Source organism: Microvirga sp. M2 (assembly GCF_047497095.1).
Lineage (GTDB): Bacteria > Pseudomonadota > Alphaproteobacteria > Rhizobiales > Beijerinckiaceae > Microvirga.
This window is the reverse complement of sequence record NZ_CP134064.1, coordinates 1,209,947-1,235,861: the sequence shown is the minus strand read 5'-3', so window position 1 is coordinate 1,235,861 and position 25,915 is coordinate 1,209,947. Positions and strand designations below refer to the sequence as shown.

Here is a 25,915-nt window from a genome sequence, read left to right as displayed (position 1 = left end):
GTGCGAGACGCATAAATACACGACGGCCTGAGAGAAACTCTGCGAACACATTCGCGCCGGGGGCACGGCGGGCGTCGAGGGAGTCGGACGGCCCGAAAGCGCAGCGGATCGGGGCGTACTGACACTTTGCAAATACTGAACCGATGCTATACTCGCGCGCGCTCTACAGAATACGCATCACCGACCACCGAGGACTGCCGATATTCCGAACAAGGTCAGCATCATTTCCCTGGGCAAACCATGAAGTTTGACCTCGCGGACATCAAAGCATTCGTCACTGTCGCGAAACTCGGGAGTTTCACTGCAGCGGCTGCGGAGATGCACATATCGCAGCCTGCCCTTTCTCGGCGAATTGACAAGCTCGAAGCTGCCCTCAACACTCGCCTTTTAAAGCGCACGACGAGGAGGGTAAGCCTCACGCTGATCGGGATGGAGTTCAATCGTCGTGCAACCGAACTTCTCCATAACCTTGACGAGGCCCTGTTTGGCATCGGCGACCTGACCAAGCATACGAATGGAGAGGTCACGATCTCCTGCATGCCGTCGGCCATCCGTTTCTTCCTACCGCCCATCCTGCGCTCTTACCACCTGAGGTATCCCGGCATTGTCGTCCGCGTGATCGACCAGGGCGCGACGGATGCAATATCCGCCGTCAAACGGCAGGAAGTCGATTTTGCATTCAACCTTCTCGAGGCGCCGGACCGACAGTTATCGTTCGCCCGGGTCCTGCACGAGCGCGTCGTCCTGGCGTGCCAGCCTACCCATCCGCTCGCGAGAAAATCAAAGGTCGCCTGGTCAGATCTCACGAAGTACGACTACATGAGCGTGACGAGGGCGAGCAGCAACCGCTTCCTGATGGACCTCGCCTTGTCCTCCATAGAGAACAAGCCCCAACCCTTCTTCGAGACGCAGCATGTCTCGACTCTCGTCGCCCTCGTCGAAGCAGGAGTCGGCATTGCAGCCGTTCCCAGCATTTGCATGCCGAGCGCCGCCCACCCCAACCTGGTGAGCATTCCCCTGGTCGAGCCTGTCGTATCGCGCAAGATCGGTTTGATCCGGAGAGCGGGATCAAAGCTCTCGCCGGCAGCGCAGAAGCTCTATGACGAGATATTGGCCGCGAGCGATACCAAAGGCCGGTCCGACATCAAGGCCCTTACCGCACCGCTGGAAAAAGGTCGCTTGTCGAAAAGGGCAATCGCTTGTTCGTACGGTAGCCCAGATCGAATCGATGGATGCGGCGAACCTCCTACAGCTCCCGGGACATGCGTCGACTCAAGATATCTGGAGGAAGCGTCGGATGAGACGTAGAAAGTCTCGACAGGCGGCGGCCGGCATCGCGCAAATGACGGACGTTTCCCCCTTCGTCGATCCGTTGCTCCCGCCGCTCTAGCCATCACGGGGCTTTTTCCCCGACGACCACACGCTACTCTGCGATCAGATTGACTTTGGCGGGGTCGGGCAGATGCCACCGCAGCATTCGACGCCGGGCAGCAGATAGCGCAGGCAGCACACCTTGCGACGCCTGATCGTCTGCCCATCCTGCGGCAGGTATTTGATCAGACCGAACATGGGATTGGGCTTGCAGCCCCCATCCGACCTGCTCTGCAGCAACGCCTGTCCTTCGGCGAGCGCGCTTGGATTGGCCCTGTCGTCCACGACAGCCTGTTGAAGCGTCCACTCGAAGATGTCGGCGGCATTGCTCCACAGCAGCCGGGGGGAGACGCCGAACTGGCCTGCCAGATGGCGGACGAGCGGTCCAACATGCCCCGCGAAAAGGCGCGCAAATCTGTCGGTTCCGCGGGGCGGCAGCGGTGCCCCATCGCCCGGCACGATGATCGCAGCCGTCTGCCCGCCCTCGTGCAGGGCAACGCTGACCTGATCGAGCGCGACCGGCAGATCCCGGTCAAGGAAAACGATCGCCGCGGTGGTCGGAATAATGAGTGCCCCGAAATGCCATTGAGCCCACATGGACACGAGTGCCCGCCGATCGCCGCCGGGATACACCTCCGCGAACCGGACCATGAGACGCTCAATGACGTCTGCTTCGAGCAGATCGCGGCATGGAACGGCTGAAAGGTGCTCGCCGGGGAGTGCAAGACCATCCTTGAACCGGACGAAGGCGCCGCTGAAGCACGGTGCGAGCGAGGGGATCATGACGGTGAGGCCCCCTGGTGTCGGAACGGGGAACCATCCTGCGACCGACGGGGCTCGCTCGAGCGAGCGCTCAGGAAGATTCCCGCGGGCACCGCCATAACGGCGAGGGTCCCGGCAATTCCGAAGAATGCCACATAGCCGGAGTTCTGAGCGATCCAACCCGCCCCAATCCCCCCGACCATGCTCACGCCTGCATCCATGCATTGCAGCAGCGTGAAGTCGATGCCGGCCTGGCGCGGATCGGACAGCGCCATGAAGTGGGCGTAGAGGGCAACATATCCGAGCGCCATCACGGCGGAGGAGCTTGCAAGCGACAAAGCGACCAGAAGCACCTTCGGGACTTCGTCCGACCAAGCGGCTATGGCAAGCCCCGCCAATGCGCCTGCCTGCAGCACGAGTGCGATCACCAGAATGGGACGCGCGCTCCATGTTCGAACCAGTACACCTCCGAGGAGCGCGCAGGTGAAGCCGACGGCCAAGCCTCCAATGCCGTTGACAACCCCAAGGGAGCCCAGGTCCAGACCCTTGTCGACCAGGAAGGGACCGATCATGCTCAATCCCCACTTCTGGGTCAGGGTGTAGACGGCCGCAAGCGCAAGGCCCTTATGCATCTCGATACGCCTGAGTGCATCACGGAGTGAAGGCCGATGGATGCGTGGCGCGTCGGGGGTGGCTACAGGTGACAGGACGAACGGCAGCCCAAGCAACACGACGAGAGCGGCCATGATCAGCGTCGCCTGGGTCCAATCGAGCCGATCGACGAGGACGAGAAACAAGCCCGAGCCGATCGCTGCGCCGATATAGGCGCCGCCGACCTGAGCGGCATTGCCCCAACCGTGGTGGCGCTCCGACAGGCTCTCGACAGCATGCCCGTCGCAGGCGATGTCCACAGTGGAGGCTGCAAAGGCGAGGATCATGAGAACCGCCATGAGCGGCAAGAGAATCTTAGGACCGATCAGCCCTGCAGAAACCAGACACACGGCCGAGATCATGCCTCCGACGAGCACAATGCACCGCGACCGGCTCGAACCGATGGCCGGCAGCCGATACCGTTCGATCGCCGGAGCCCAGAGGAACTTCAGGACCCACGGCAGAACCGCCAGATAAGTCAGGCCGATCCTGTCGAGCGACATGCCCTGATTGCGCAGCACGCTCGGGAGGGCACTGAAAGTGATGCCCGAGACGATGCTCTGCCCGACATAGAGCCCGCCGACGCTCAGGACGATGGCGGCGGGCGAGCCAACGCGGCTCATGGCCAACGCCGTTCTCACCAGCGGTACCGCAAGCTCGCGATGACCTTGCGGCCCTCGTCGAAATAGCAATAGTTGGATGAACAGACCTGCCCCCTCTCGTCGAGCAGGTTGATTGCATTCACCTGGAAGCGCATGCCCTTCAGGCTCGGATCGAAATTCTCCAGATCGTAGCGGATTGCTGCATCCAAGTAGGTGCGCGGCTCGTTCTCAAGGATCGGCCGGTTGAGGTTGTCGCCAAGGCTGGAGCCGACATAGCGGACGCCTCCTGCAACGCCGAGGCCCGTGGCGGGCCCTTCCTGCACCGTGTAATCGAGCCAGAGCGACGCCATATGGTAAGGGACGCTCGTGAGCCGGTTGCCCTCGGTGTCCGGGGTCAGGCGCAGGATGCGCGCGTCGGTGTAGGAATAGGACGCCTGGATGTTGAGACCGTCCGCCAGCGACGCGACGCCTTCGAGCTCGAAGCCCCGAGAACGGATATCGAGTTGGATCTGCTGGTTCGTGGCGTCGACCACTTGATAGACGACAGCGTTGTCCTGGCGGAGATCGAAGATCGCCGCGCGCAGCGACGCATTCGCACCTGGCACATCGTACTTCACGCCGATTTCCACCTGTCCGCCGGTCGTGGGCTCCGCCACGCTGCCGCTGAGAAGCGTGCCCGGATTGGGTGTGAACGACGTGCCGTAGCTGACATAGGGCGCGAGGCCGAAATCGGTCACGTACCCGAGAGCGGCGCGGCCCGTGAATTTGGCGTCGTCACGATCGAACTCGAAACCGGCGGTGTTGTACTCGCTCGACAGCCAGTCTTGGCGACCGCCCAGGGTCAAGCGCCAGTTCTGCCACGTGAGCTGGTCCTGAACATAAAGGCCCGTCAGGGTCTGGGTCTGCTCCTCCCGATAGCTGAGAGCCGGATCGGTTCCGATCGGCACCACGCCGAAGCCCTGCTTGGACACATAGCTGAAGCGGCTGACATCCAGTCCGGTCAGGATCGTATGCTCCACAGGGCCGGTGTTCACGCGGCTTTCGAGATAGGTATCGCTGACGATGCCCCAGTTGTTCTCGCGTGTCAGACCGGATCCGCCGTAATAGTATTCCTGGCTGGTCCCGAGCGCCGAGAACCGCGTGCGCTGATGCAGGGTGAACATGTCGTTGAAGCGGTGCGCGAACTCATAGCCGACACGTCCCTGCTTCTGGCGAAAATCGTTGTAGCGGGCATCGCCGGCGAAGGTTTTCGTCGCTCCGATGGACAGGCTCGTGGGATTACCGGCAGCATCGATCGCATAGTCGTTGATGTAGGCGGCCGTGCCACCGGTGGTGGCATCCATGTACTCGCCGAGGATCGTCAGGGTCGTCGCATCCGTCGGCTTCCAAGTGATGGCCGGCGCGATGAAGATCCGATCGTCCTTGACGGCGCCGATCTCGGTTCCGGCCTCGCGCAACAGGCCCGTCATCCGATAGAACAGGGTGTTGTCGGCGGTGACGGGCCCGGAGAGATCGAAGCTGCCCTGCAGACGCCCGTAGGAGCCGGTCTGCACCTCGACCTCGTGGAAGGGCAGAAAGGTCGGCCGCTTCGAAATCAGGTCCACGATGCCGCCGGTGCTGCTCGCGCCATAGATCGAAGCCGCGGGACCGCGCAAAACGGCAATGCCTTCGAGGCCATAAGGCTCAAGCCTGAACAGACCATTCGGGCTGTTGACCTGGCGCAGGCCGTCTCGGAAAACGCCCGTGTAGGTGACATCGATACCGCGGATCGTAAAAGCGTCATAACGCGGGTCGAAGCCATATCCCCCCACTCGCGTGCCCGGCGTGTAGGATACCGCATCGAGCAAGGTTTGCGGCTTGCGATCCTCAAGCTGCTGCTGCGTCACCGTGGAGATCGATTGCGGTATTTCGAGAAGCGGCGTGTCGGTCTTGGTCGCGCTTCGGGACGAGATGGCCACATAGCCATCGGCCGTGATCGGACCCGTCTGATCATTGGCGCGGCCTTGAACCGCAATCTCCTCGAGCTCGATGGCCCGCATCTCGTTCGCCTGAGCGAGCGCAGGGGGCGAGGCAAGAAAAAGAGCGGATGACGCCAACAGAGCAAGCGGGATCTTCACAGCACTAACCTTCGGTTCGTAGCGATGTAATCCGCCTATCGATCAGTTGACGAGGAGTCAAATACTATAGTTTGGAACTATTTCAATTAAAAAACATCAGATTAAAACAATTCTATTTTACCTACCGGCAATGAAACACCTTCCAATGCATCAGATATGCTGGATCCTATTGGGTGGATGGCGACAGACCCTCACTCATCACCGCTGCCTGAGTGAAGGCTGCCATGGGTGCAGGGGGCGCTCTTTCAAATGCCAAAGCCGGGGGCTCGGTATCTCGACCTCGCCGTGCACTGGCCCTGCGCCTCTATCGCGGCGGCAAACGTGCCGTGGTCTTCGGCCTGTCGCTGTGCCAGAGGTCCGATGATGGGACAACAAGGCCTTTGAGCTCCCGGCAGATGGGGACGCGTTGGTAGGACTTTTGCCACGCGGACGGTAATTGCCTCGGCATCGACGGCCACTCGATAGCGCGCACGCGAGGCGGATGGCGCCTCTTAGATGTCGATCTCGATGCCACGTTCGTCTTTATCGCTCTTGTTCTGGCTTACTATAGTCTTGGCGTTCGGCATTGGGGGCCTGCTGGCCTATATCTATTCCGGCGTGTACGACGTATCCGCTCTCAAGCAGCATACGCGCTCACCTACTGGGTCTTGAGTACGGCACGACGCCAGTCGATCAAGGCTCATACCGCCGGAGAATCGCCACCGGACCTGGCCGATGCGGATGTCCGGGCCAGAGGGCTGCTCCTGTTCGACCGGCATTGCCGACAATGTCATGGAGCACCGGGGGTTGCACCGGATGCGATCGGTCTCGGGATGAATCCTTCCCCGCCGAATTTCGCCCAAATGGGTCGAGATCTGCCGGCGCCGGAGATCTACCGGGCCGTCTCGAATGGGATCAAGCTGACCGGAATGCCTGCGTGGGAATTTCGCCTCAACGAGAGTGAACGCTGGGCCATCGTAGCGCTCCTGAATAGCTCTCCGGCACTGGCCCCCGCTGAATACCAGGAGCGACGGGCCCGACTGCTATCCGCGACCTTGGAAGAGACGACGCCTCGCAGCCCCGAGGTCTTCTGGAAGCCAGAAGACGCGGTACGACGAGGGCAAGTTGCGATTCAGCAATACGCATGTCCTGCCTGTCACGTGATTCTGGGAATAAGGGGACCCGATGCACAGGTTGGCCCTCCCTTGGAGGGCCTTGCGGCGCGGATCTATCCTGCCGGCGTTCTGTTGAACACGCCTGCCAATATGATCACGTGGCTCCGCAACCCACAGGAGGTCAAACCGCTCTCCGCCATACCGAATCTGGGCGTGAGCGAGCGCGATGCCCGCGACATCGCAGCCTACCTTTATACATTGCGCTAGAGGGCCTCTGCAGCGGCATCCCAGGATGGACGGCGCATATTCATTCTGGCGCGCCAAGCCAACACCGTTTGAGGCGAACGGCGGCGTTGCCAGCGTTCGCGGAGTCGCGGAAATGGTCTTCCCCCCCATTATGAACGAGAAGAATCGCCGCTCTCCGTGACGAACCGTCTGCTTCGGAGCTTCAAGATCCAGCCCAAAGTCCCAGGTCCAAAGATCCTATGTTCAAGGACGGAGAGCCCGGTCGCTCGGCCGCCGTTGGCAGACGGTATCGCGTGACCGGAATCTGAGTTCGAGACGTTTCGACCAGACGGTTGAGGAATGAGGTGCAGTGGGACCTTACCTCATCCATCCCCGGACAGTCCGCCATGTCACAGATGACGGATCGTCACGGCTGGTTCCGAAATGCACGGAGCTTCGAGCTTCATACCCTTGCCGAGGCACCCCTCATGGAAAGGCAAGCACCGGTGGCCATCTCCTTGCCTTGAGATTGCCCGAGTTGCCATGTCAGCTTCAAGCAACAATACCTTAACAGCACAAGGACGGGGGTAATGCGACCACCACTCTGCGGGCCTCTGAAAGCTCGCCCTTTTCTCAAAAACATCCTTCGGCCGATACCGCTGATCCTCGTTGTGATGCTGGTCGGCCGCGGGTCCGAAGCCCAGACTCTTTCTTCCCTCCCGTCCCGATCCGGTACGATCGTCACGAAGCGCAACGCGGTCGCTCAAGTCCCGGGCTGGGCCCGCTTCTGCAGGCAATGGCCCAAGGAATGCGCGATAGACCCCTCAGAACCAGCAACAATCGCTCTCACGCCACAGGTCTGGGAGACCCTCGTCAGGATCAACCACCAGGTCAACGCCGCGATCAAACCCCTGACCGATTTGGAGCATTGGGGTGTCGACGATCGCTGGGACTTTGCCGAGGACAGCTACGGCGACTGCGAGGACTATCAGCTCCTCAAGCGCAAGCGCCTCGTTGCGGCTGGCTTGCCCCGGCGAGCATTGCGCATGACGGCGGTGATTGACGAGGACGGCGCGCCGCATGCGGTCATGATGGTGCGAACCGACCGCGGTGACTTCATTCTCGACAACAAGCGCAGCGCAGTCCTGCCGTGGCGAGAGACCGGATACGTATATTTGCAGCGGGAAGGCGACACAGGATCGGCCTGGGTCTCGCTGGGCAGAGCCATTGCGTCACCTGTTGCCACGGCGGGTCGCTGACCTCCAGAATCGGACGTGGCATCGAACCCACATCCGATGCAGTCAGTCCATATTCCTGAGCATCTTTTCACGCAAAGCCGGCCCCCACTTTTAGGATCGATACTCGAGCCGGCGCGGCCCGATAGCGGGTGGCAATACTCAGCCTCCTTGTGACCGTTCACCTGAACGTCCAGGGCCGCCGACGCTCACACAAAAAAGGAGGCCGATATCGGCCTCCTTTGAGCGGCGCGCATGGCGCGCCGCACTGTCTACGCTTTCTGCTCAACCCTCAACGGATCGGAGGGGCAAACTGAATGCCGCCTTTGGTCCAGAGATTGTTCACACCTCTCGGAAGACCGATCTTGCTCTTCGAGCCGAGATTGCGCTCGAAGGACTCGCCATAGTTTCCGACATGGCGGACGATACGAGCCACCCAATCCGTCGTCAGTCCCAATCCTTCGCCGAATTTACCTTCGGTTCCGAGAAGGCGGCGGACTTCGGGATTCTCCGATTTCAGCATCTGATCGACATTCGCCTGTTCCACTCCGAGCTCTTCCGCGTTGACCAACGCAAAGACCGTCCAGCGGACAATGTCGAACCACTGATCGTCACCCTGACGCACATATGGACCAATCGGCTCTTTCGAGATCACCTCCGACAGAAGCATATGCTCGTCCGGGTTCGCCATTTTCAGGCGATACGAGACAAGCTGCGACATATCGGTGGAGAGCGCATCGCAGCGCCCCGTCTCATAGGCCTTCACGGTATCGTCGATCCCCTGGAAGGTGACGACATCATACTTCAGCTTGTTCGTGCGAAAATAATCCGCAAGATTGAGTTCGTTCGTCGTCCCCTGCACGGTGCAGATGGTCGCACCGTCGAGTTCCTTGACCGTCCTGATATTGGCGCTCTTGCGGACCTGGAAGCCCTGCCCGTCGTAGTAGTTCACCGCCGTGAAGTTCAGGCCTTGGCCCGCATCGCGGCTCAACGTCCATGTGGTGGTCCTCGGGAGCACATCGATCTCGCCGCTCTGAAGGGCCGTCAGGCGATCCTTGCTCGCCAAGGGAATGAAACTGACCTTAGCCGGATCATTGAAAATGGCTGCCGCCAATGCACGACATATGTCGACGTCGAGTCCGGCCCAGTTGCCCTGGCTGTCCGCCAGGCTGAAGCCCGCAATGCCCGTGCTCGTGCCACATATGAGATGGTCACGCTCCTTGACTTTCTGCAGCGTACCCTGCGCCCACGCAGCGGAGCTCAATAAGATCGATCCTGCCAGTGCGAACAAGGCGGTCTTCATGGTTGGTGGCATGTTGTTTCCTCCTGCAAGAATGATTGCGGCTGTGATCCGCCAGATAATCTTCGACGCGACGCATCCATGATGCTCGGAAGCGGCCGCTAAAGATCCATCTGCTCGTAGCGCCGATGAGCCGTGGGCTTGGGGGCCGGATCTTCGCTGATCGCGATGATCTCGGCCGGGCGACTGACCGGCATCTCCAGCCCCTCGTGCCAGATCCAGTAGTGGTTCTCCGGCAGGCCGTTCACAGCGACGACCTTATGGCCGCCCGCCGCATCGATTGCGTGAATGGTCACACGTCCGATCAAGCCCCCCTTGAGCGCGCGCATGTCCGTTACGGCTTCGTAAACCGCCTCATCGACGCTCATGCCCATCTTCATGTAGAGGACGACGGCTCGTGCCGTTCCGGCGCGAATGCTCATCTCTCCGACGCCCGTGCACGCACACGCGCCATACCGCGTGTCCGCGTAGGATCCCGCCCCGATGATGGGGCTATCGCCGAGGCGGCCAGGATACTTCCATCCCCACCCCGAGGTGCTCGTTCCGGCGGCGATGTTTCCTTGCCTGTCCTGACCGATGAAAACCGTCGTGTCGCGACCGATCTCGGGATCGATGGCGTGCCGGCATAAGTCGGTCATCGGCACGTTAGGCCATTGCTCGCGCTCTCTCTCGCTGACCTCATCGTTGAACCACCGCTGCCAGGCAGTCCGGGCATGCGGCATGAGGAGTTCGCCCGCCTCGGCAGCGATCTCGGTCGCAAAGCGCTTCGCGCCCTCGCCGACCAGGAGTTCATGCGGAAGCCGCTCAAGAACCTGACGCGCCACGCTCACCGGATGCAGGAAGCCGGTGAGTGCGCCGACAGCCCCCGTCCGAAGGGTCGTGCCGTCCATCATCGAGGCATCGAGTTCGACGTCGCCGAGGAGATTGGGCCAGCCGCCGCGACCGACCGTGCGAACGGTCTCATCGGCCTCGACCAAGCGGACACCGGCCTCGATCGCATCGAGGCCGGCAAGACCCTGCGCAAGGAGCTTGGCCGTAGCCGGAATTCCGGATCGGCCTTCGTTATTCGTTACAATGATCATCAGAGTCGCGTCAGCAATGTCCCGGTCAGGTCCGATACTATGCTATTGAGAATTTACAATGCAAGACATATCCAAATATGAATATGTGTGACATTATCCGGACGAGCGTCACCTTGCGCAGTGCAGGCCGGGACTGACATAGAGGCTCTTCCAATCCATGAATTTCAAGAACGTCAGTTTGCCATGATCGACTTCCGCCACATCGACGCGTTCAGAGCGGTCATGAAATCCGAGACCATGGTTCAAGCCGCCAAATTGACCGGGATCTCCCAACCCGGCATCAGCAGGCTCATCGCAGAACTCGAGAGACTGAGCGACCTCAAGCTCTTCGACCGGAGTCGCGGAAGGCTACATCCGACAACGGAAGCTCACGTCTTGTTGGAGGAAGTTGAACGCCGCTACGCGGGATTGCAGGCCATCCGGGAGTTCGCGCGCAGCCTGAAGGACAGCGCCTCGTCACCTGTCCGGTTCGGGACCGTCATGTCGTTCGGCATCGGGTTCGCGGCTCGGGCCATTGCCGCCTTCAAGGCGGAACATCCGCAGATTCCAATCTCACACACCACGGGATCATCGGCCCTCATCGCCGATCAGGTCACGATGAGGACCTGCGATCTTGGTCTTGTCACGGACAATGCCGATGTCTCATCGGTCTCCAGTTCGGTATTTGCCTCGATGGATCTGATTTGTGCACTCCCGAGCGACAGCCCTCTCGCAAAGAACCGGACCATTACGGCAGCCATGCTGCGGGATCAGACCATCATCGCCTATCCCCGCGAGGACATGGTCCGATGGGGGTTGACGAACGTGCTGGAGGAGGTCGGGATCAGCTATTCACGCGCTTCGGTGGAGACACCGTATTCCGTCAACATCTGCGCCCTCGTCCGTGAAGGCGCCGGCGTCGGCTTTGTCCATCCCATCGCGGCATACGACTTCCTCGGCCATGGTGTATCGCTGCGAAGGTTCGAGCGGTCGCTGCCGGTTCGAACCTTGTTCGTCAAAGGCATCGGATCACCGCTTTCAGCCGGGGCCGAGCGGCTCGGCGATATTTTGGCCGAGACGCTCGCGTCGACGGAGAAAATTGTCGCCAACTCTCTGATGGCCTGATCGGCCCCCGCATCACGACCGACATGAAGGCAGCAATCCCGACAAGGTGCGGCCTTACGATGACGCACGCGGACGCGTGAAGACGCTCCAGTAGGCCAGCGCAAAGCCGACGAACGCGGCGGACCACGACAGGCCGGCGACGTGCAGCAGCACGTCGCTGGAGCCCGGATGAAGCGCCGCGCAGACCCGCGCCAGCACGCCGACGAACAGCAGAAGGTACAGGCCCTGCGTGCTTGCCGATGCGACCAGCGCCCTGCCCGTATGCCCGAGGCTTGCCCGCGACATCACCGCCAGGGTCATGAGCCCCATGGCGCCTCCGGTCCAGGCATGAATGCCCGCCGCTGCGGGCAGAAATTTCAGGGCGGCCAGTCCCGTCAGGATGAAACCGAGCGGCACGAAGACATAAGCGACATGGAGGATCAGGACGAGACGATCGCGCCAAGTGCGATCTCCCGCCCAGCGGGCCACCCGCGCCGTCTGGAGGACCCCGGCCCCGAGGAGGGCCGCCCCGGTGAGCCATCCCTCTGGAGCGGCGATCCACGCCAGCAGCGCCACACCAGAGGCAATCATCAACGTCGTGTCGAAGCGGCCGAACGGCGCAGGCAGGCGGCCGGGATTCTCTCGGGCGAGCCAGTTGCGGGTAAAGCTGGGGATGATACGGCCACCGACCAGCATGATCAGCATCATGGTGGCGGCAATCCCGAGGCGCACTCCGTATTCTGCAGCTCCCAGGATGTGCGCCTCGACGTGAAACGCACCATTGCCGAGGACGAGAACTCCGATGGCGACAAGGACCTTGAGGTTGCGCCAATTCCTCCCCTTGACGATTTCCCTCCCCATGGCGGCCGCGACCAGCACCAGGAATGCACTGTCCACGACCGCAGCAGCCTGCCAGCCAATCCAGGCCGAGAAGGCGACGGCCACGCGTCCTGCGGCCCAGACGAGCACGAGCACGAGCAGCGGTCGACCTTGCAGCGGCATGCGCCCGGTCCAGTTCGGCACCGCCGTCAGGAGAAATCCGGTGATCACCGCTGGAAGAAAGCCGTACAGCAACTCATGGATATGCCAGTCGCGCGGAGCGAACGAGGTGGGCAGCTCCAGCTCGCCATAGAACATCGGCAGCCATGCCAGGATCGCGAGGCCGGCATAGAGCGAGCCGAATAGGAAGAAGGGACGAAATCCGTATGACAAGAGCGCGGGTCCCGTGTAGTCCCGCAACCGGGGAATCGGAGCCATCGATGTTCTCCTACCGGAATGTAAGGTATCCTGCGTCGTCACGGCTCCCCCTTTGCCCTGCGTTCAGCGGCCTTCTTGACGGATCCGCGCGCTCTGCCCGGTCATCGCGGTCGTTGACCGTGAGCGCCTCCGGATCCCAGATCGCACCTGCAGCCGCCGATTCCGAAATCGACGTTGAAGCGCTTGCAGGATGCGCCTGGATGCGTCGACCAAAAGGTTCCGCTGAGGGCCCTGCGCTGCCCGTCTCATCCTTTCGGTCGTCCTGCGACTCTGAGGCTATCCGAGAAACCATTGACTCCGCTTCCAACGGAAAAGTCCAGCCGCCACAGCCGACACCCCCTACGACCGGTGGCTCCGACGAGGGCTGTGGCAGCGCATGATCGGCCACGAGGCTGATGACGTCGACAGCCTGCCGTGCCGGTGCAGGCCGCGCCGTATCAAGGCGATCGATGATCTTCAGCATCATGAATCCAACGCGGGGATATGTCCCGATCAGCGTTCAACCCAACGCCACTGATCTACCGAGGGCGGCCGAAATTCTCCCGCCCCCGTGAGGCAAGGCCCGCGCCCCGCGAATCATCCGACGCCAACGATCCGGGATATTCTGAATGGAGCACCGTCCGTCTCCCCGAACGTTCGGTCTACTCCTCTATTCATGCCGGCCTTACGGGAAGTCGACGATTGCGCAGATCGCGGCCATGGCAACATTCCCCCGTCGAGGCTCGGACAAGACGGCCCTGCCGTCACGGCCGAGCGGGTCAAGGTCCTTCGCTCGAAGCTTAAAGCCAAGGCAAAGTTGCCCTCCATGGACTGTAATGGAAGACGGGTTCAGAGTTTTTGATCGGGCCCAGAATGCTGCCATGATGAAGCCTTAGGGTCGCGCAGAGGGTCGGCGCTGGAAAAGGTGGCGAACCGGACTGAGGCCTGCCGTCATGGCCTTTGGGTTCAGCGGCCGTTGTACGATATAGCGTTTGCACGACAAGATCGGCGCCACTGTTTCGGAACGCCCGAGACAGTCCTCAGAGCCGCGGAACCTTAGGCCAAGAGTTCGGCCACCAGATGTCGCAAGTTGCAGCCGGTCCGAATGCGAGCCGACTTGAAGACTAGGGGAACAGGATGCAGGTCTTTCATCCACGAGCGGACACGATAGCGCGCTTCGTGTTTATCTTGCTCGTGACGGCGCCGTTCCTGTTCATCTTCGTGGGCTTCATGATCGCGCGTTCGCCTTACGTCACAGGGCAGGACGTCGTGCGGGAACAACCGGTCCCGTTTAGCCATCAGCACCATGTCGGCGGGCTGGGTATCGACTGCCGCTATTGCCATAGCTCAGTGGAACAAGCTCGCTTCGCAGGGATTCCACCTACGGAAACCTGCATGACCTGCCACTCGCAGATATGGACCAATGCCGGCATGCTTGCACCAGTCCGCACGAGCCTTGCCGACGATCGGCCCCTCCGCTGGCGGCGCGTCCATAATCTTCCGGATTATGTCTATTTTGACCACGCAGCTCATGTGGCCAACGGTGTCGGCTGTTCTACATGTCATGGCCCCGTCGATCAGATGCCTCTGATGCGTCAGGCAGCTCCGCTCACGATGAGCTGGTGTCTCGATTGCCATCGTAACCCCGCCCCGCACTTGCGTCCGCGCGAGAACGTGTTCGACATGACCTGGACGCCGCCTCGGAACCAAGCCGAGCAGGGTCGGAATCTGATGACGGCCTATCATATCGACACGCAGCATCTCACCGATTGCTCGACATGCCACCGCTGACCGCCCCCCCTGACGGCCCCCCTTCTGTTGCGGCATCCGGCGACACCGAAATGGGTGCCTTCTCCCGCCGTGATGCATTGAAGATGCTCGCTGCCCAGATCACGCTCGCGCTTGGAGCCTGCAGCAAGCCCGACGAGGAAATCCTCCCATACGTCCGCATGCCCGAGAGACTGATCCCTGGGGAACCTCTTCGGTTCGCGACGACGCTGCCGCTAGGCGGCTATGGACGCGGCGTCGTTGGCATCTCGATCGATGGACGGCCGATCAAGGTCGAAGGAAATCCACTTCATCCGGCGAGTCTCGGGTCGACGGATGTCTTCGCGGAGGCCGCGATCTTCGGACTTTATGACCCAGGCCGCTCGCGAACCGTGCTGCAGCAGGGCTCCATTGCATCCTGGGAGATGTTTCTTCAGGCGCTTCTGCCGCAAATCGAACATCACCGGGCCCACGGGGGCGATGGGTTGCGGCTTCTGACAGGCCGCGTCAGCTCTCCGACTCTCCTGCGCCAGATCGATCTCGTTCTCAAGCAATATCCTGGGGCGCGCTGGCATAGCTACGAGCCGATTGGCGATGAAATCGAGCGCGCCGGGACGGTTCTGGCCTTCGGCCGCCCTCTGCTGCCTCTGCCGCGGCTCGAACAAGCGCGGGCGATCCTCTGCCTCGATGCCGACCCGCTGGGGCCCGGACCGGGGCAGGTCCAATATGCACGAGCATGGATCGGCGGCCGGAAGCCGTTCCATGGCCCCACCCCCTCGCGCCTTTATGTCGTCGAGGCGGCGCCGACACCAACGGGCGCGAAAGCCGATCAGCGCCTTATGCTGCATCCAGGATCGATCCACAATGCTGCGATTGCCGTCGCGAATGCCCTCGGCGCCGGATTGCCGGTGCCTGACCTGTCCGCAGTGGCGAGCCGCTTCATCGATGCCGCCGTGCAGGACCTCCTCACCCATCGCGAGCGCGCGCTGGTCCTTGCCGGACGGACGCTTCCGCCGGAAACGCATGCGCTGGTCCATTGGATCAATGCGGAACTCGGAGCAAAGGTCGACTTCATCGAGCCCATCGATACGCTCCCCGGCACGCCTGAACCGCTTCAGGTCCTGACGCAGGATCTCGATCAGGGGCGTGTCCGGACGCTCGTCGTGATCGGCGCCAATCCGGCCTACGATGCGCCTGCCGACCTCGGCTTGCAGGAGATGCTGACAAAGGTCCCGTTCAGCGTTCATTGCGGGCCTTACGCCGATGAGACCGCCGGCGTCTGCCGGTGGCATATTCCGGAATCCCACCCTCTCGAAAGCTGGTCGGATCTGCGCGCGATCGATGGAACCGCGAGCTTCGTTCAACCGCTGATCCGTCCGCTTTACGCCACGCGCACGGCACATGAACTGCTGGCAAGTCTGCTCGGGCGGAGCGAGGCGCGATCCTATGAACTCGTGCGAGAAACCTGGGCTGCCACGGGGGTTGCCGATTTCGAAGCCTGGTGGCGTCAGGCTCTTCACGACGGGGTACTGGCAGGCAGCGCCGCGAAGGCCGTCGCGCCCGCGAAGCCCCCTCTTCCAGCCATTGTGCCTGCGACGGTGCCGGACCGCCTGACAATCGTGCTGCGTCCCGACGATTGCCTTTGGGACGGGCGCTTTGCCAGCAATGCCTGGTTGCAGGAATGCCCGAAGCCGCTGACCAAGCAGGTCTGGGGCAACGCTCTGGCGCTTGGACCGGCCGATGCCGAAAAGCTCGGGCTCGTGACGGGCGATGTCGTCCGGATCGAGGCAGGCGCCCGACGCGTAACGGGTCCGGTGCTCGTCGAGCCGGGTCACGCGCCCGGAGTAGCGAGCCTGACACTCGGCTATGGCCGCAGGCAGGCGGGCCGGATCGGCACGTCGGTCGGCACCAACGCGTACGCGTTGCGGACCTCTCGCACCCCCTGGCTCGTCGAAGGCGTACAGCTGACGAAAAATGGCGACCGGCAGGAAATCCTGAATACGCAGAATTACGTGAGGCTTCAGGGTGAGGCACAGGATCTCTATCCGGTCATTCTGCAAGCCGATCTCGCACAAGGCGGGGGCATCGGACAGGGTGCCGGTGCGCAGTCGAGCCTCTATCCGCCCTGGCCATATGCCGGCTACGCCTGGGGCATGGTGATCGATGCCGCCGCCTGCATCGGCTGCAATGCCTGCGTCGTTGCCTGTCAGGCCGAGAACAATGTCCCCGTGGTCGGCCCGGAGGAGATTGCTCAGGGACGCGACATGCACTGGCTGCGCGTCGACGTCTACGATCATGGAACGCCCGAGAGGCCCAAGCCGGGATTTCAGCCGGTGCCGTGCATGCATTGCGAGCTGGCGCCCTGCGAACCGGTCTGTCCCGTGGCGGCTTCGGTCCATGACAGCGAGGGTCTCAACGCGCAGGTCTATAACCGCTGTGTCGGGACTCGCTTCTGCGAGGCGAACTGCCCCTACAAGGTGCGTCGCTTCAACTTCTTCGCCTATGCCGACGGTCAGGAATATGGTAATCTTGGCGCTGAATCCATCAAGGCGCAACGCAATCCCGACGTGACGGTGCGAACGCGCGGCGTGATGGAGAAATGTACCTATTGCGTCCAGCGCATCAGCCGCGCCCGGCAGGCTGCCGAGACACATAACCGCTCCATCGCGGAAGGCGAAGTTGTGACCGCCTGCCAGGCCGCCTGCCCGACTCGGGCCATTACCTTCGGCAATCTCAACGACAGGGAATCGGGAGCCCGCGCCGCGAAGAGCGATCCGCGCCATTATACGCTTCTCGGCAACCTCGGGACCCGCCCGCGCACGACCTATCTCGCCGACGTCAAGAATCCGAATCCGGCCATCGATGGAGATGCGACGTGAGAGAGAGCGGGCAAAGCGCGTCGACGACGAAGCATCCCTGGCTCGCGATGCAACACGCGACCTACGAGACCCTCACGGCCGAGGTGGCCGATCCCATTCTCAAGCACAGGTTCGGACGGGTGTGGTGGCTCGCCCTCGGCGGCAGCTTCCTGTTCCTTCTGGCAACGATCGCCGCCATCGGCTGGCTGTTCATCAACGGCATCGGTTCCTGGGGCGTGAATTCCACCGTGGTCTGGGGTTATGCCATCGCAAGCTATGTCTGGTGGATCGCCATCGGCAGCGGCGGCACTCTCATCTCCTCGATCCTGGTTCTGACACGGCAGGATTGGCGCCACTCCGTCAACCGATTTGCCGAGTCGATGACATTGTTCGCCATCTCGATCGCTGGGGTCTTCCCGATCCTTCATCTTGGCCGCCCCACGTATTTCTACTGGCTTGCGCCGTATCCCAACACCATGTCGCTCTGGCCGCAATGGCGCAGCGCCCTGGTCTGGGATTTCTGGGCGATCCTCAGCTATCTGCTGTTCTCGATCGTCTTTCTCTATGTCGGTCTCCTCCCCGACCTCGCCACCATGCGGGACCGAGCCAAGACACAGGCCGGAAGGGTCTTCTATGGTAGCCTCGCACTCGGCTGGCGAGGCTCTGTCCGGCACTGGACATCTCTGAAAACCCTCCATACGACGCTCGCGGCACTCGCTCTGCCGCTCGTGACCTCGGTGCACTCCATCGTGGGCCTGGATTTCGCCGCGAGCCTCATGCCCGGCTGGCAGGAGACCATCTTTCCGCCCTACTTCGTCGTCGGCGCTCTCTATTCCGGCTTCGCCATGGTCCTGCTGCTGACGATGCTTGTCCGCTGGGGCCAGCAGCTTCAATCGATCATCACGGTCAATCACTTCGACGCCATGGCGAAGATCATTCTGACCGGATCGATCGTCATGACCTACGCCTATGCGACCGAATGGTTCCTGGCCTGGTACGGCGGAAGCCAGGCCGACCGCAGCCTGGTCGCCTACATGTTCACCGGCGACTATGCTCCGATCTATTGGAGCCTCCTCTTCTGCAATTGTCTCCTGCCGCAGATCCTGTGGCTCAGGCCGGCCCGCCGCAACCTTCCGGCACTGGCGGTCGTTGCCATTCTGATCCTTGTCGGCATGTGGCTCGAACGTCTCCTGATCATCTGGAACACCCTCTCCCATGATTACATGCCAAGTCTCTGGAGATTGTTTCATCCGACCCTTTCCGACTGGGTGCTGCTGATCGGTCCGCTCGGGGTCTTTACCTTCATGTTCCTCTGGTTCCTGAGGCTCTTCCCTGCCGTCTCGATGTACGAAATGCGCGGGCTCTGCCGGAATGAGGGGGTCGCATGACGAGGCCCCTTGTCGCCGAGTTCAGAGATGCGGACGCGCTCTCCCGGGCCGCGCTGCGGATCAGGAATTCCAGTCATGAGTTGGTCGATGCCTTCACGCCCCTCCCGGTCGAGGGGCTCGCCGAGATCTTCGATGCGAAACCCTCGCGCATCCGTTGGACCATGCTGATCGCCGGCATGGCCTTCGCGGCCTTCGCTTACGGACTTCAATGGTGGAGCGCCGTTCAGGATTACCCGCTCAATGTCGGCGGACGCCCCTTGAACAGCTGGCCCGTCTTCCTGCTGGTGCCGTTCGAGGTCGGCATGCTCGCCGCCGCGTTTACCGGCCTCATAGCCTTCCTTCGCCAATGCGGCCTGCCCCGTCTTCATCATCCGATATTCGACGTTGCCGGATTCGAGCGTACGAGCCAGGACCGGTTCTTCCTGCTGATCCAGGAAGCGCCCGACAGGCAGGAGGAAAACCTGCGCGAACTCCTTTTCGATGCCGGTGCGGTCATGGTCTCGGAGGTCGGGCCATGAGAGGGGCTGCCTTCGTCCTGGCCGCGCTGGCCGTCGCGGGCTGCAAAGATCAATCCATGCGCCAGCAGAACCGCTATGACGTCTACGCGCCCGCAGCCCTCTGGCCCGACGGCTCCTCGGCTCGTCCACTCCCGGAGGGCGTCGTCGCCCGCGGCGATATCGCCCGCGCACAGGAGGCGATCCAGCCTCCCGTTGCCGACGCGGAACTCCTGCACCGGGGACAGGAGCGCTACCGGATCTTCTGCAGCCCGTGCCATGGCGCCGCGGGCTTCGGCGACGGGATGATCGTGGCCCGTGGCTTTCCGGCACCGCCCTCCTATCAAACGGACCGCCTCAGGTCCGCGCCGGCCCAGCACTTCTTCGACGTTATCACGAATGGCTATGGCGTCATGTACTCCTACGCGACCCGTGTGGCGCCTCGGGACCGCTGGGCCATCATCGCCTATATCCGCGCCCTGCAGCTCTCGCAGCGCGCTCAGCTCGCGAGCATCCCCGAAGCCCGGGAGAAGCTGCCATGACGGACATGGCCCTGCCCTCTCCGCGCGGCCGCTCTGCGATGACAGCCCTGGCGATCGGCCTTTCCGGCCTCGCGATCGTCGCGATCGGATGGGCCTTCGCCCCCGCGGCCATGGCGCAGGGCTGGCTCCTGGCCTTCCTGTTCTGGAGCAGCATCCCGGTCGGGAGCCTTGTCCTTTTGCTGATCCATCGGCTCGTCGGCGGCCGATGGGGAGACGCTTTTGCACCGGCGCTTCTTGCTGGAGCGGGCCTGGTGCCGCTCGCCGCACTCGCGTTTCTCCCGATCGTCCTTGGCCTGACGTCGATCTACCCATGGGCTGCGCAGCCGGCCTCAGTGCCGCCGGACGTCGGCCACATCTATCTCAATGCCTGGAGCTTCCTCGTGCGCGCCCTCGTCGGGCTCGGAGGCTGGACGGTTCTGTCCATTCTGGTGATCCGGGGCCGCTGCACGATGCTCGCAGCAGGCCTCGGGCTTGCCTTCCATGGTCTCGCCGTCAGCCTCCTCGCCGTCGACTGGATCCTTTCCGTCGATCCGACCTTCACGTCGACCGCATTCGCAGCCTGTATCGCCATCCAGCAGATCCTGGCGGCGCTCGCCTGGGCGGCGCTGTCCTCTCCCGCGGTTCCGGACAAGTCTGCCGCCGATATCGGCGGCCTGCTGATCGCGGCTCTGCTGGGCGTCGTCTATCTCGGCCTTATGTCCTATATCGTCATTTGGTACGGCAACCTGCCGGAAAAGGCTGCCTGGTACCTGATGCGCAACAGCAGCGGGTGGAGCTGGGTGATTGCGATGGCGGTCCTGATCGGAGCCGTCGTTCCGCTCGGGATGCTGCTGAGGCGCAGCATCCGGCAGAATCACCAGGCGCTGCGCCTTGTCGGCGGGCTCATCCTCATCGGAATTTGGCTCCATCTGGCATGGCTCCTCGCGCCGTCCTTCGATCCCGGCTGGCTGCCGGCGACAGCACTCGGCCTCGTCACCATGGGCGGGATCTCGCTGGGCGTGATGACGAGGATCACGATACGGTCCGGCAGGAGTGCCGATCATGCCGAGTAGATCACCATCGGCCAAGGACGCGCCCCGTAGATCCGATGGGCGACAAAGGTCCGCGCTCTGGTCCGTGCTCGGACACGCGGCTCTGGCATTGCTCCTCATGCTTCGAAGCGGCCGTGCCGGGCAGGGCCGCACAGCGCGCCGACCAGCGGCCGCTCGGACCTCGGCCCCTTCCGAGCCGTCCCGTGATGCCGCACCCAATGTTGCGGCGAGACCGGTCTTGTTCACGGTGATCGGATTCTTTGTCTTCGTCGGCCTGTCACTGGCTGCTCTGCGTGCCTATTACGCGTGGAGCATGCGCGAGGCGACCTTCACCCCGCCTCGTTCCTTTGCCGAACCGCGGCTCCAGTCCGATCCGTCGGCCGATCTGACCCATTTCCAGGCAGATCAGCAGCGCAAGCTCAACGGCTACGCTTTTGTGGACCGCGACCAAGGCCTCATCCGCATCCCGATCGACCGAGCCATGAACCTGATCGCCGCACGGGGAGCCGCTGCCTATGCGCCGCTCGACCCGCCGACGGAGCCATCGCCCGTTCGGGCGCCGGAGACGCAGCCATGAAACGGCTTTCGGGTCTGCTCCTCGCCCTTGCACTCTGCCGCCCGGCTCTGGCAGGCCTGACCGAACGCGATCTCTCCCAAGTGGCCCTCGTTCCCCAGCCGGAAGCACGGGTGCCGGTTTCGCTGAGCTTCCGAGACCTCTCGAACAGGAACATGACACTCGGCGAGGCGCTTGCGGGCCGCCCGGCCCTCCTGATCCCGGTCGACTATACATGCCGGTCCATGTGCGGCCCGGCACTCTCGATCATCGAAGGCGCTCTCATTCAGACAGGTCTCCAAGCCGGACGCGACTATTGCCTGATCGTGGTCGGCATCGATCCGAAGGACAGCCCGGACGACGCGCGCGCCTTCGTTCAGGCCAGGATCGACGACGACGCACTCCTAGCATCGATATCGGTCCTGACGGGGGATCCTTCCGCGGTTCGGACCCTCACGGCATCTCTCGGCTACCGGGCGCTCTATGATGCCGGAAACGATCAGTTCGCGCATCCGAGCGGCGCGGTGGCGCTTTTGCCAGACGGTCGGGTTTCGCGTGTTCTTTCGGCTCTCGCTCTCGACCCGCAGGACCTTCGCCTCGCCCTTGTCGAAAGCGGAGAGGGACGTATCGGCGGAATCACGGACCGCCTCATGCTGCTGTGCTACGGCTTCGATGCCGTGCACGGCGTCTATACGCCCGCAATCCACCGGATCCTCCAGGCGGCAGGTGCCGGCACCCTCGCCGTGCTCATGCTGGCCCTTGCAGCCCTCCATGTTCGCTCGCGCCGTGTCGGATCCTCTTCGCAGGGGAGATCCTGATGCTGTCCGCCCTAATGCCCGGCAGCGCTTCGACCCAAGGCGCCACGACCGACGCGATCTTCTTTACCCTGCTGGGCCTTTCGGCCGTGATCATCCTCCTGGTCCTCACGCTCGTCATCACCTTCGCGATCCGCTATCGCAGGGGCTCGAAAGCCGATCGTGGCCCCCTGCCTGCGATCATCAGCCGGCAATTCGAGCTCGGCTGGACCGCCACGACCCTGTTCGCCTTTCTCTTCCTGTTCTGGTGGGCCGGCTCATCGGAGCTCTCGGCCCTCATCCCTCCCAAGGACGCACTCGAAGTCCATGTGGTCGCCAAGCAATGGATGTGGAAGACGCAGCATGCGAACGGCGCTCGCGAAATCAACGAGCTGCACGCACCAGTCGGCGTTCCCGTGCGCCTCGTCATGACCTCTCAGGACGTGATTCACTCCTTCTTCATCCCTGCATTCCGGATCAAGAAGGATGTTCTGCCAGGGCGCTATACCGATACATGGTTCGAGGCCGACAAGGTCGGAGTCTATCACCTCTTCTGTGCGGAGTTCTGCGGCACGGATCACTCGCGCATGCTCGGCCGGATCGTCATCATGACTCCGGAAGACTATGCGCAATGGCTCACATCCCAGCCCGAAGGCGACGATCTCGCCCGCGAGGGCGCCGCACTCTTCACTGCGCGCGGATGCTCCGGGTGCCATGCCCCATCCTCCCCTGTCCACGCTCCGAAACTCGTCGGGCTTTATGGCCGTGCCGTGGCGCTTTCCGACGGGCGCACCGTCACGGCGGACGAAGCCTATATCCGGGACTCGATCCTGCTGCCGCGCCGCGATATCGTCGCCGGATACGATCCCATCATGCCGAGCTTCGCCGGCATCCTCTCGGACGGGGAGATCCAGAGCCTCATCGCCTATATCCGCTCGCTGGCAAGCCCCCCCGAACGAAGCGTGCAACCGGGCGGCGCATGGAGCGGCTCGCTTGTTCCCGGGACGCCCTCGGAGCGCAGCCCGGCCATGACACCGGGCAACGCCGTCAACAGGCAGCCCCCTGGCGAGTTCGATGGAGGCAAGCCATGACAACCACCGCCGCTCGGTCCGGCGACCTGCCCGCCTCCTCTGAGCCCAGCTATCTCGGCGCGGGATATACGCTCGGCTCCTGGCTTGGGACGACTGACCATAAGCGGATCGCAATCCTTTACGGGATCTCGGTCACCTTGTTCTTCTTTCTCGGAGGGATCGCCGTCACGATTGTACGGATCGAACTCTTTACGCCGGAAGCGGACGTTGTCACGGCCGACACGTACAACAGGCTGTTCACGCTTCATGGCGTGATCATGGTCTGGTTCTTCATGATCCCGTCCATTCCGAACATTTTCGGAAACTTCCTCCTGCCGCTGATGATCGGGGCGCCCGACGTCGCATTTCCCCGGCTCAACCTGATGAGCTGGTACCTGAATATCGGCGGCGCATTCTTGACCGTCTACGCTCTGATCGCCGGAGGGGTCGATACCGGGTGGACGTTCTACACGCCCTTCTCGACCATGTTCTCGAACACTCACGTCCTAGCGACGGCTGCCGGCGTGTTCCTGGCCGGGTTTTCGTCGATCGCCACGGGAGTGAATTTCATCGCGACGACGCATATGCTGCGCGCGCCGGGCATGACCTGGTTCCGGCTGCCGCTGTTCGTCTGGGCGATCTACGCCACCAGTATCGTCATGGTGCTCGCAACGCCCGTTCTGGCCATCACGCTCATTCTCATCGCGGCGGAGCGCTGGCTCGGCCTGCCGATCTTCGATCCTTCACGCGGCGGGGATCCGGTTCTCTTCCAGCACCTCTTCTGGTTCTACAGCCATCCGGCGGTCTACATCATGGTGCTGCCTGCCATGGGTGTGGTCTCGGAGGTCATCACCTGTTTCGCGCGGCGCCGCGTGTTCGGCTATACCTTCATGGTCTACGCCATGATCGGAATCGCCGGCATCGGCTTCTTCGTGTGGGGACACCACATGTTCGTCGCCGGCATGTCGCCCTATGCGGGCCTCATCTTCTCGTTCCTGTCCTTCGTGGTCGCCGTGCCGTCGGCCATAAAGGTCTTCAACTGGACCGCCACCCTCTATCGCGGACAGATCGGCTTCGATGCGCCCATGCTCTATGCTCTGGGCTTTCTTGGCCTCTTCACGATCGGAGGACTGACAGGCCTGTTTCTTGCCTCGATCCCGGTCGACGTGCACGTGACCGATACCTATTTCGTCGTGGCCCACTTCCACTACATCGTGGTCGGCGGCACGGTATCGGCGTTCTTTGCCGCTTTGCATTTCTGGTGGCCCAAGATCACGGGCCGCATTTATCCCGAAACTTGGGCACGCTTTGCGGCGATTCTGATGTTCTTCGGGTTCAACTTCACATTCTTCCCGCAGTTCATCGTGGGCTATCTCGGGATGCCGCGGCGCTATCACGTCTATCCTCCGGAGTTCCAAGTCTACAACGTCCTGTCGTCGGCAGGCGCGGTCATTCTTGCCGCCGCCTATCTCATGCCGCTTGGATATCTGGCCTGGTCCCTGGTCTGGGGCGCCAGGGCCGGCCGCGATCCTTGGGATGCGACGGGCCTCGAATGGCAGACGGATTCTCCGCCGCCGCGCGAGAATTTCCCGCGGACACCCAATGTCGAAGTCGGCCCTTATGGTTATCACCCGGAAGGCATGTCGCCTGCGCCGAATCGACCTCGGCATCGTGGGCAAGGAGACCGAGCGTGACCCAATCGCCTGCTGTCCTGAAGGAGCCCTGGCAGGATCTTGGCCGGCAGCGCGAGGGGGCTGCCTTCGGCATATGGGTCTTTCTCGCGAGCGAACTGCTCTTCTTCGGCGGCATGATTCTCCTCTACACGGTCTACCGGGTCGAAAACCCGCAAGCATTCGCTGAGGCAGCCCGCGAGACGGACATCTGGTACGGCACGATCAATACCGCGGTTCTCCTGACGAGCAGTCTCACCATGGCGGTCGCCGCACAGGGCGCCGAGCAGGACTGGCGGCGTCTCGCCGTCTGGTGCCTTGCCGCAACGGCCCTGCTCGGGCTCACGTTCGGCATCCTGAAAGGCTTTGAATATGCGGAGGACATCCGAAAGAGCCTTGTTCCCGGACCGGGCTTCCCCTTGCAGGAACCGGCCGCCCAGCTGTTCTTCGCTCTCTACTGGGCCATGACGGGCCTGCACGCGATTCACCTGACCATCGGTATCTGCCTCGTCGGACGCCTGTGCCTTCTCGGCGCCCTCGGGCGCATCGTCCTGCGTGGGAATCCCCAGGTCGAAGTCACGGCTCTCTATTGGCACCTCATCGACGTGATCTGGATCATCCTCTATCCGCTGATCTACCTTCCAGGGAGGGCCTCATGAGCGATCAGACCGGCAATGTGAGCGTCTGGTCCCTCTGGCGGCGCAATCTTCTCGTCTGGCTGGCCCTTCTCGTCCTGCTCGGACTGACTTTCGCGCTCGCCTACATACCGCTGGGCCCGTTCAATATCGTGTCCGCCTTAGGCATTGCGGCGATCAAGGTCGGGCTGGTCTCGTTTCTGTTCATGGGCCTTGCTCGCTCGAGCGCCCTCATCCGCCTTGCGGCGGCCGCCGGCATTTTCTGGCTGATCGTTCTTTTCTCGCTGACGCTCAGCGACATCCTGACGCGCCTCTCGGGTCGCTAACGTCAAGCCCCGATGCTCCCTTCATAGAA

The 25,915-nt window shown here is 62.4% G+C and carries 22 protein-coding genes; 16 read left to right on the top strand and 6 right to left on the bottom strand.

Going from position 1 to position 25,915, the window contains the following annotated elements; all coding sequences use genetic code 11:
- Positions 1 to 240 precede the first annotated feature (240 nt).
- On the top strand, positions 241 to 1,308 hold the full coding sequence (locus RE429_RS25420; RefSeq protein ID WP_414474522.1) for a LysR family transcriptional regulator: 1,068 nt from the start codon (positions 241 to 243) through the stop codon (positions 1,306 to 1,308).
- Between the two features lie 126 nt (positions 1,309 to 1,434).
- Here RE429_RS25420 and fhuF read toward each other — a convergent pair whose 3' ends face one another.
- The 3 genes from fhuF to RE429_RS25405 are packed head-to-tail and all read right to left on the bottom strand — an operon-like array spanning position 1,435 to position 5,425.
- Positions 1,435 to 2,154, bottom strand: a complete 720-nt coding sequence (fhuF, locus tag RE429_RS25415) for a siderophore-iron reductase FhuF (protein WP_414474521.1) — start codon at positions 2,152 to 2,154, stop codon at positions 1,435 to 1,437.
- Positions 2,151 to 3,407 (bottom strand): MFS transporter, encoded by a 1,257-nt coding sequence (locus RE429_RS25410; protein ID WP_414474520.1) that lies wholly within the window; start codon positions 3,405 to 3,407, stop codon positions 2,151 to 2,153. Before RE429_RS25410 ends, fhuF begins: the two co-directional genes overlap by 4 nt.
- Positions 3,408 to 3,421: 14 nt before the next feature.
- Positions 3,422 to 5,425 (bottom strand): TonB-dependent siderophore receptor, encoded by a 2,004-nt coding sequence (locus tag RE429_RS25405; RefSeq protein ID WP_414474519.1) that lies wholly within the window; start codon positions 5,423 to 5,425, stop codon positions 3,422 to 3,424.
- Positions 5,426 to 6,150: 725 nt separating this feature from the next.
- Here RE429_RS25405 and RE429_RS25400 point away from each other — a divergent pair.
- Positions 6,151 to 6,864 (top strand): c-type cytochrome, encoded by a 714-nt coding sequence (locus tag RE429_RS25400; RefSeq protein WP_414474518.1) that lies wholly within the window; start codon positions 6,151 to 6,153, stop codon positions 6,862 to 6,864.
- Between the two features lie 632 nt (positions 6,865 to 7,496).
- Positions 7,497 to 8,081: a transglutaminase-like cysteine peptidase gene (locus tag RE429_RS25395; protein ID WP_414474517.1), complete on the top strand. Its 585-nt coding sequence runs from the start codon at positions 7,497 to 7,499 to the stop codon at positions 8,079 to 8,081.
- A 268-nt stretch (positions 8,082 to 8,349) separates the two neighbouring features.
- Here the strand turns inward: RE429_RS25395 and RE429_RS25390 are convergent, their stop codons facing one another.
- Complete coding sequence (locus RE429_RS25390; RefSeq protein ID WP_414475921.1) at positions 8,350 to 9,360, bottom strand: amino acid ABC transporter substrate-binding protein; 1,011 nt, start codon at positions 9,358 to 9,360, stop codon at positions 8,350 to 8,352.
- Positions 9,361 to 9,458: 98 nt separating this feature from the next.
- Positions 9,459 to 10,439, bottom strand: a complete 981-nt coding sequence (locus RE429_RS25385) for a N(4)-(beta-N-acetylglucosaminyl)-L-asparaginase (RefSeq protein WP_414474516.1) — start codon at positions 10,437 to 10,439, stop codon at positions 9,459 to 9,461.
- Between the two features lie 183 nt (positions 10,440 to 10,622).
- Here RE429_RS25385 and RE429_RS25380 point away from each other — a divergent pair, with 183 nt between their 5' ends.
- Positions 10,623 to 11,543 (top strand): LysR substrate-binding domain-containing protein, encoded by a 921-nt coding sequence (locus RE429_RS25380; RefSeq protein WP_414474515.1) that lies wholly within the window; start codon positions 10,623 to 10,625, stop codon positions 11,541 to 11,543.
- A 54-nt stretch (positions 11,544 to 11,597) separates the two neighbouring features.
- Here RE429_RS25380 and RE429_RS25375 read toward each other — a convergent pair whose 3' ends face one another.
- A complete protein-coding gene (locus RE429_RS25375; RefSeq protein WP_414474514.1) occupies positions 11,598 to 12,779 on the bottom strand; it encodes an NnrS family protein in 1,182 nt (393 codons plus the stop codon).
- Positions 12,780 to 13,895: 1,116 nt separating this feature from the next.
- Here RE429_RS25375 and RE429_RS25370 point away from each other — a divergent pair.
- The 12 genes from RE429_RS25370 to RE429_RS25315 all read left to right on the top strand — a co-directional run bounded on the left by RE429_RS25370 (position 13,896) and on the right by RE429_RS25315 (position 25,886).
- A complete protein-coding gene (locus RE429_RS25370; protein WP_414474513.1) occupies positions 13,896 to 14,549 on the top strand; it encodes a cytochrome c3 family protein in 654 nt (217 codons plus the stop codon).
- Complete coding sequence (locus RE429_RS25365) at positions 14,537 to 17,404, top strand: 4Fe-4S dicluster domain-containing protein (RefSeq protein ID WP_414474512.1); 2,868 nt, start codon at positions 14,537 to 14,539, stop codon at positions 17,402 to 17,404. The genes RE429_RS25370 and RE429_RS25365 overlap by 13 nt, the downstream gene beginning before the upstream one ends.
- A gap of 47 nt (positions 17,405 to 17,451) precedes the next feature.
- On the top strand, positions 17,452 to 18,771 hold the full coding sequence (gene nrfD, locus RE429_RS25360) for an NrfD/PsrC family molybdoenzyme membrane anchor subunit (protein ID WP_414475920.1): 1,320 nt from the start codon (positions 17,452 to 17,454) through the stop codon (positions 18,769 to 18,771).
- A complete protein-coding gene (locus tag RE429_RS25355) occupies positions 18,768 to 19,289 on the top strand; it encodes a DUF3341 domain-containing protein (protein WP_414474511.1) in 522 nt (173 codons plus the stop codon). Before nrfD ends, RE429_RS25355 begins: the two co-directional genes overlap by 4 nt.
- Positions 19,286 to 19,807, top strand: coding sequence for a c-type cytochrome (locus RE429_RS25350; RefSeq protein ID WP_414474510.1), 522 nt, complete (start codon positions 19,286 to 19,288; stop codon positions 19,805 to 19,807). The genes RE429_RS25355 and RE429_RS25350 overlap by 4 nt, the downstream gene beginning before the upstream one ends.
- Positions 19,804 to 20,859 carry a hypothetical protein gene (locus RE429_RS25345; protein WP_414474509.1) on the top strand — a complete coding sequence of 352 codons (1,056 nt, stop codon included), beginning with the start codon at positions 19,804 to 19,806 and terminating at the stop codon, positions 20,857 to 20,859. Before RE429_RS25350 ends, RE429_RS25345 begins: the two co-directional genes overlap by 4 nt.
- Positions 20,860 to 21,076: 217 nt before the next feature.
- Complete coding sequence (locus RE429_RS25340; protein ID WP_414474508.1) at positions 21,077 to 21,415, top strand: hypothetical protein; 339 nt, start codon at positions 21,077 to 21,079, stop codon at positions 21,413 to 21,415.
- Positions 21,412 to 22,209: an SCO family protein gene (locus tag RE429_RS25335; protein WP_414474507.1), complete on the top strand. Its 798-nt coding sequence runs from the start codon at positions 21,412 to 21,414 to the stop codon at positions 22,207 to 22,209. The genes RE429_RS25340 and RE429_RS25335 overlap by 4 nt, the downstream gene beginning before the upstream one ends.
- Complete coding sequence (coxB, locus tag RE429_RS25330; protein ID WP_414474506.1) at positions 22,209 to 23,276, top strand: cytochrome c oxidase subunit II; 1,068 nt, start codon at positions 22,209 to 22,211, stop codon at positions 23,274 to 23,276. The genes RE429_RS25335 and coxB overlap by 1 nt, the downstream gene beginning before the upstream one ends.
- Positions 23,273 to 24,949, top strand: a complete 1,677-nt coding sequence (gene ctaD / locus RE429_RS25325) for a cytochrome c oxidase subunit I (RefSeq protein WP_414474505.1) — start codon at positions 23,273 to 23,275, stop codon at positions 24,947 to 24,949. Before coxB ends, ctaD begins: the two co-directional genes overlap by 4 nt.
- Entirely contained in the window at positions 24,946 to 25,584 is a 639-nt protein-coding gene (locus tag RE429_RS25320; RefSeq protein WP_414474504.1) for a cytochrome c oxidase subunit 3 family protein, read from the top strand. Before ctaD ends, RE429_RS25320 begins: the two co-directional genes overlap by 4 nt.
- On the top strand, positions 25,581 to 25,886 hold the full coding sequence (locus RE429_RS25315; protein ID WP_414474503.1) for a cytochrome C oxidase subunit IV family protein: 306 nt from the start codon (positions 25,581 to 25,583) through the stop codon (positions 25,884 to 25,886). Before RE429_RS25320 ends, RE429_RS25315 begins: the two co-directional genes overlap by 4 nt.
- Positions 25,887 to 25,915 lie beyond the last annotated feature (29 nt).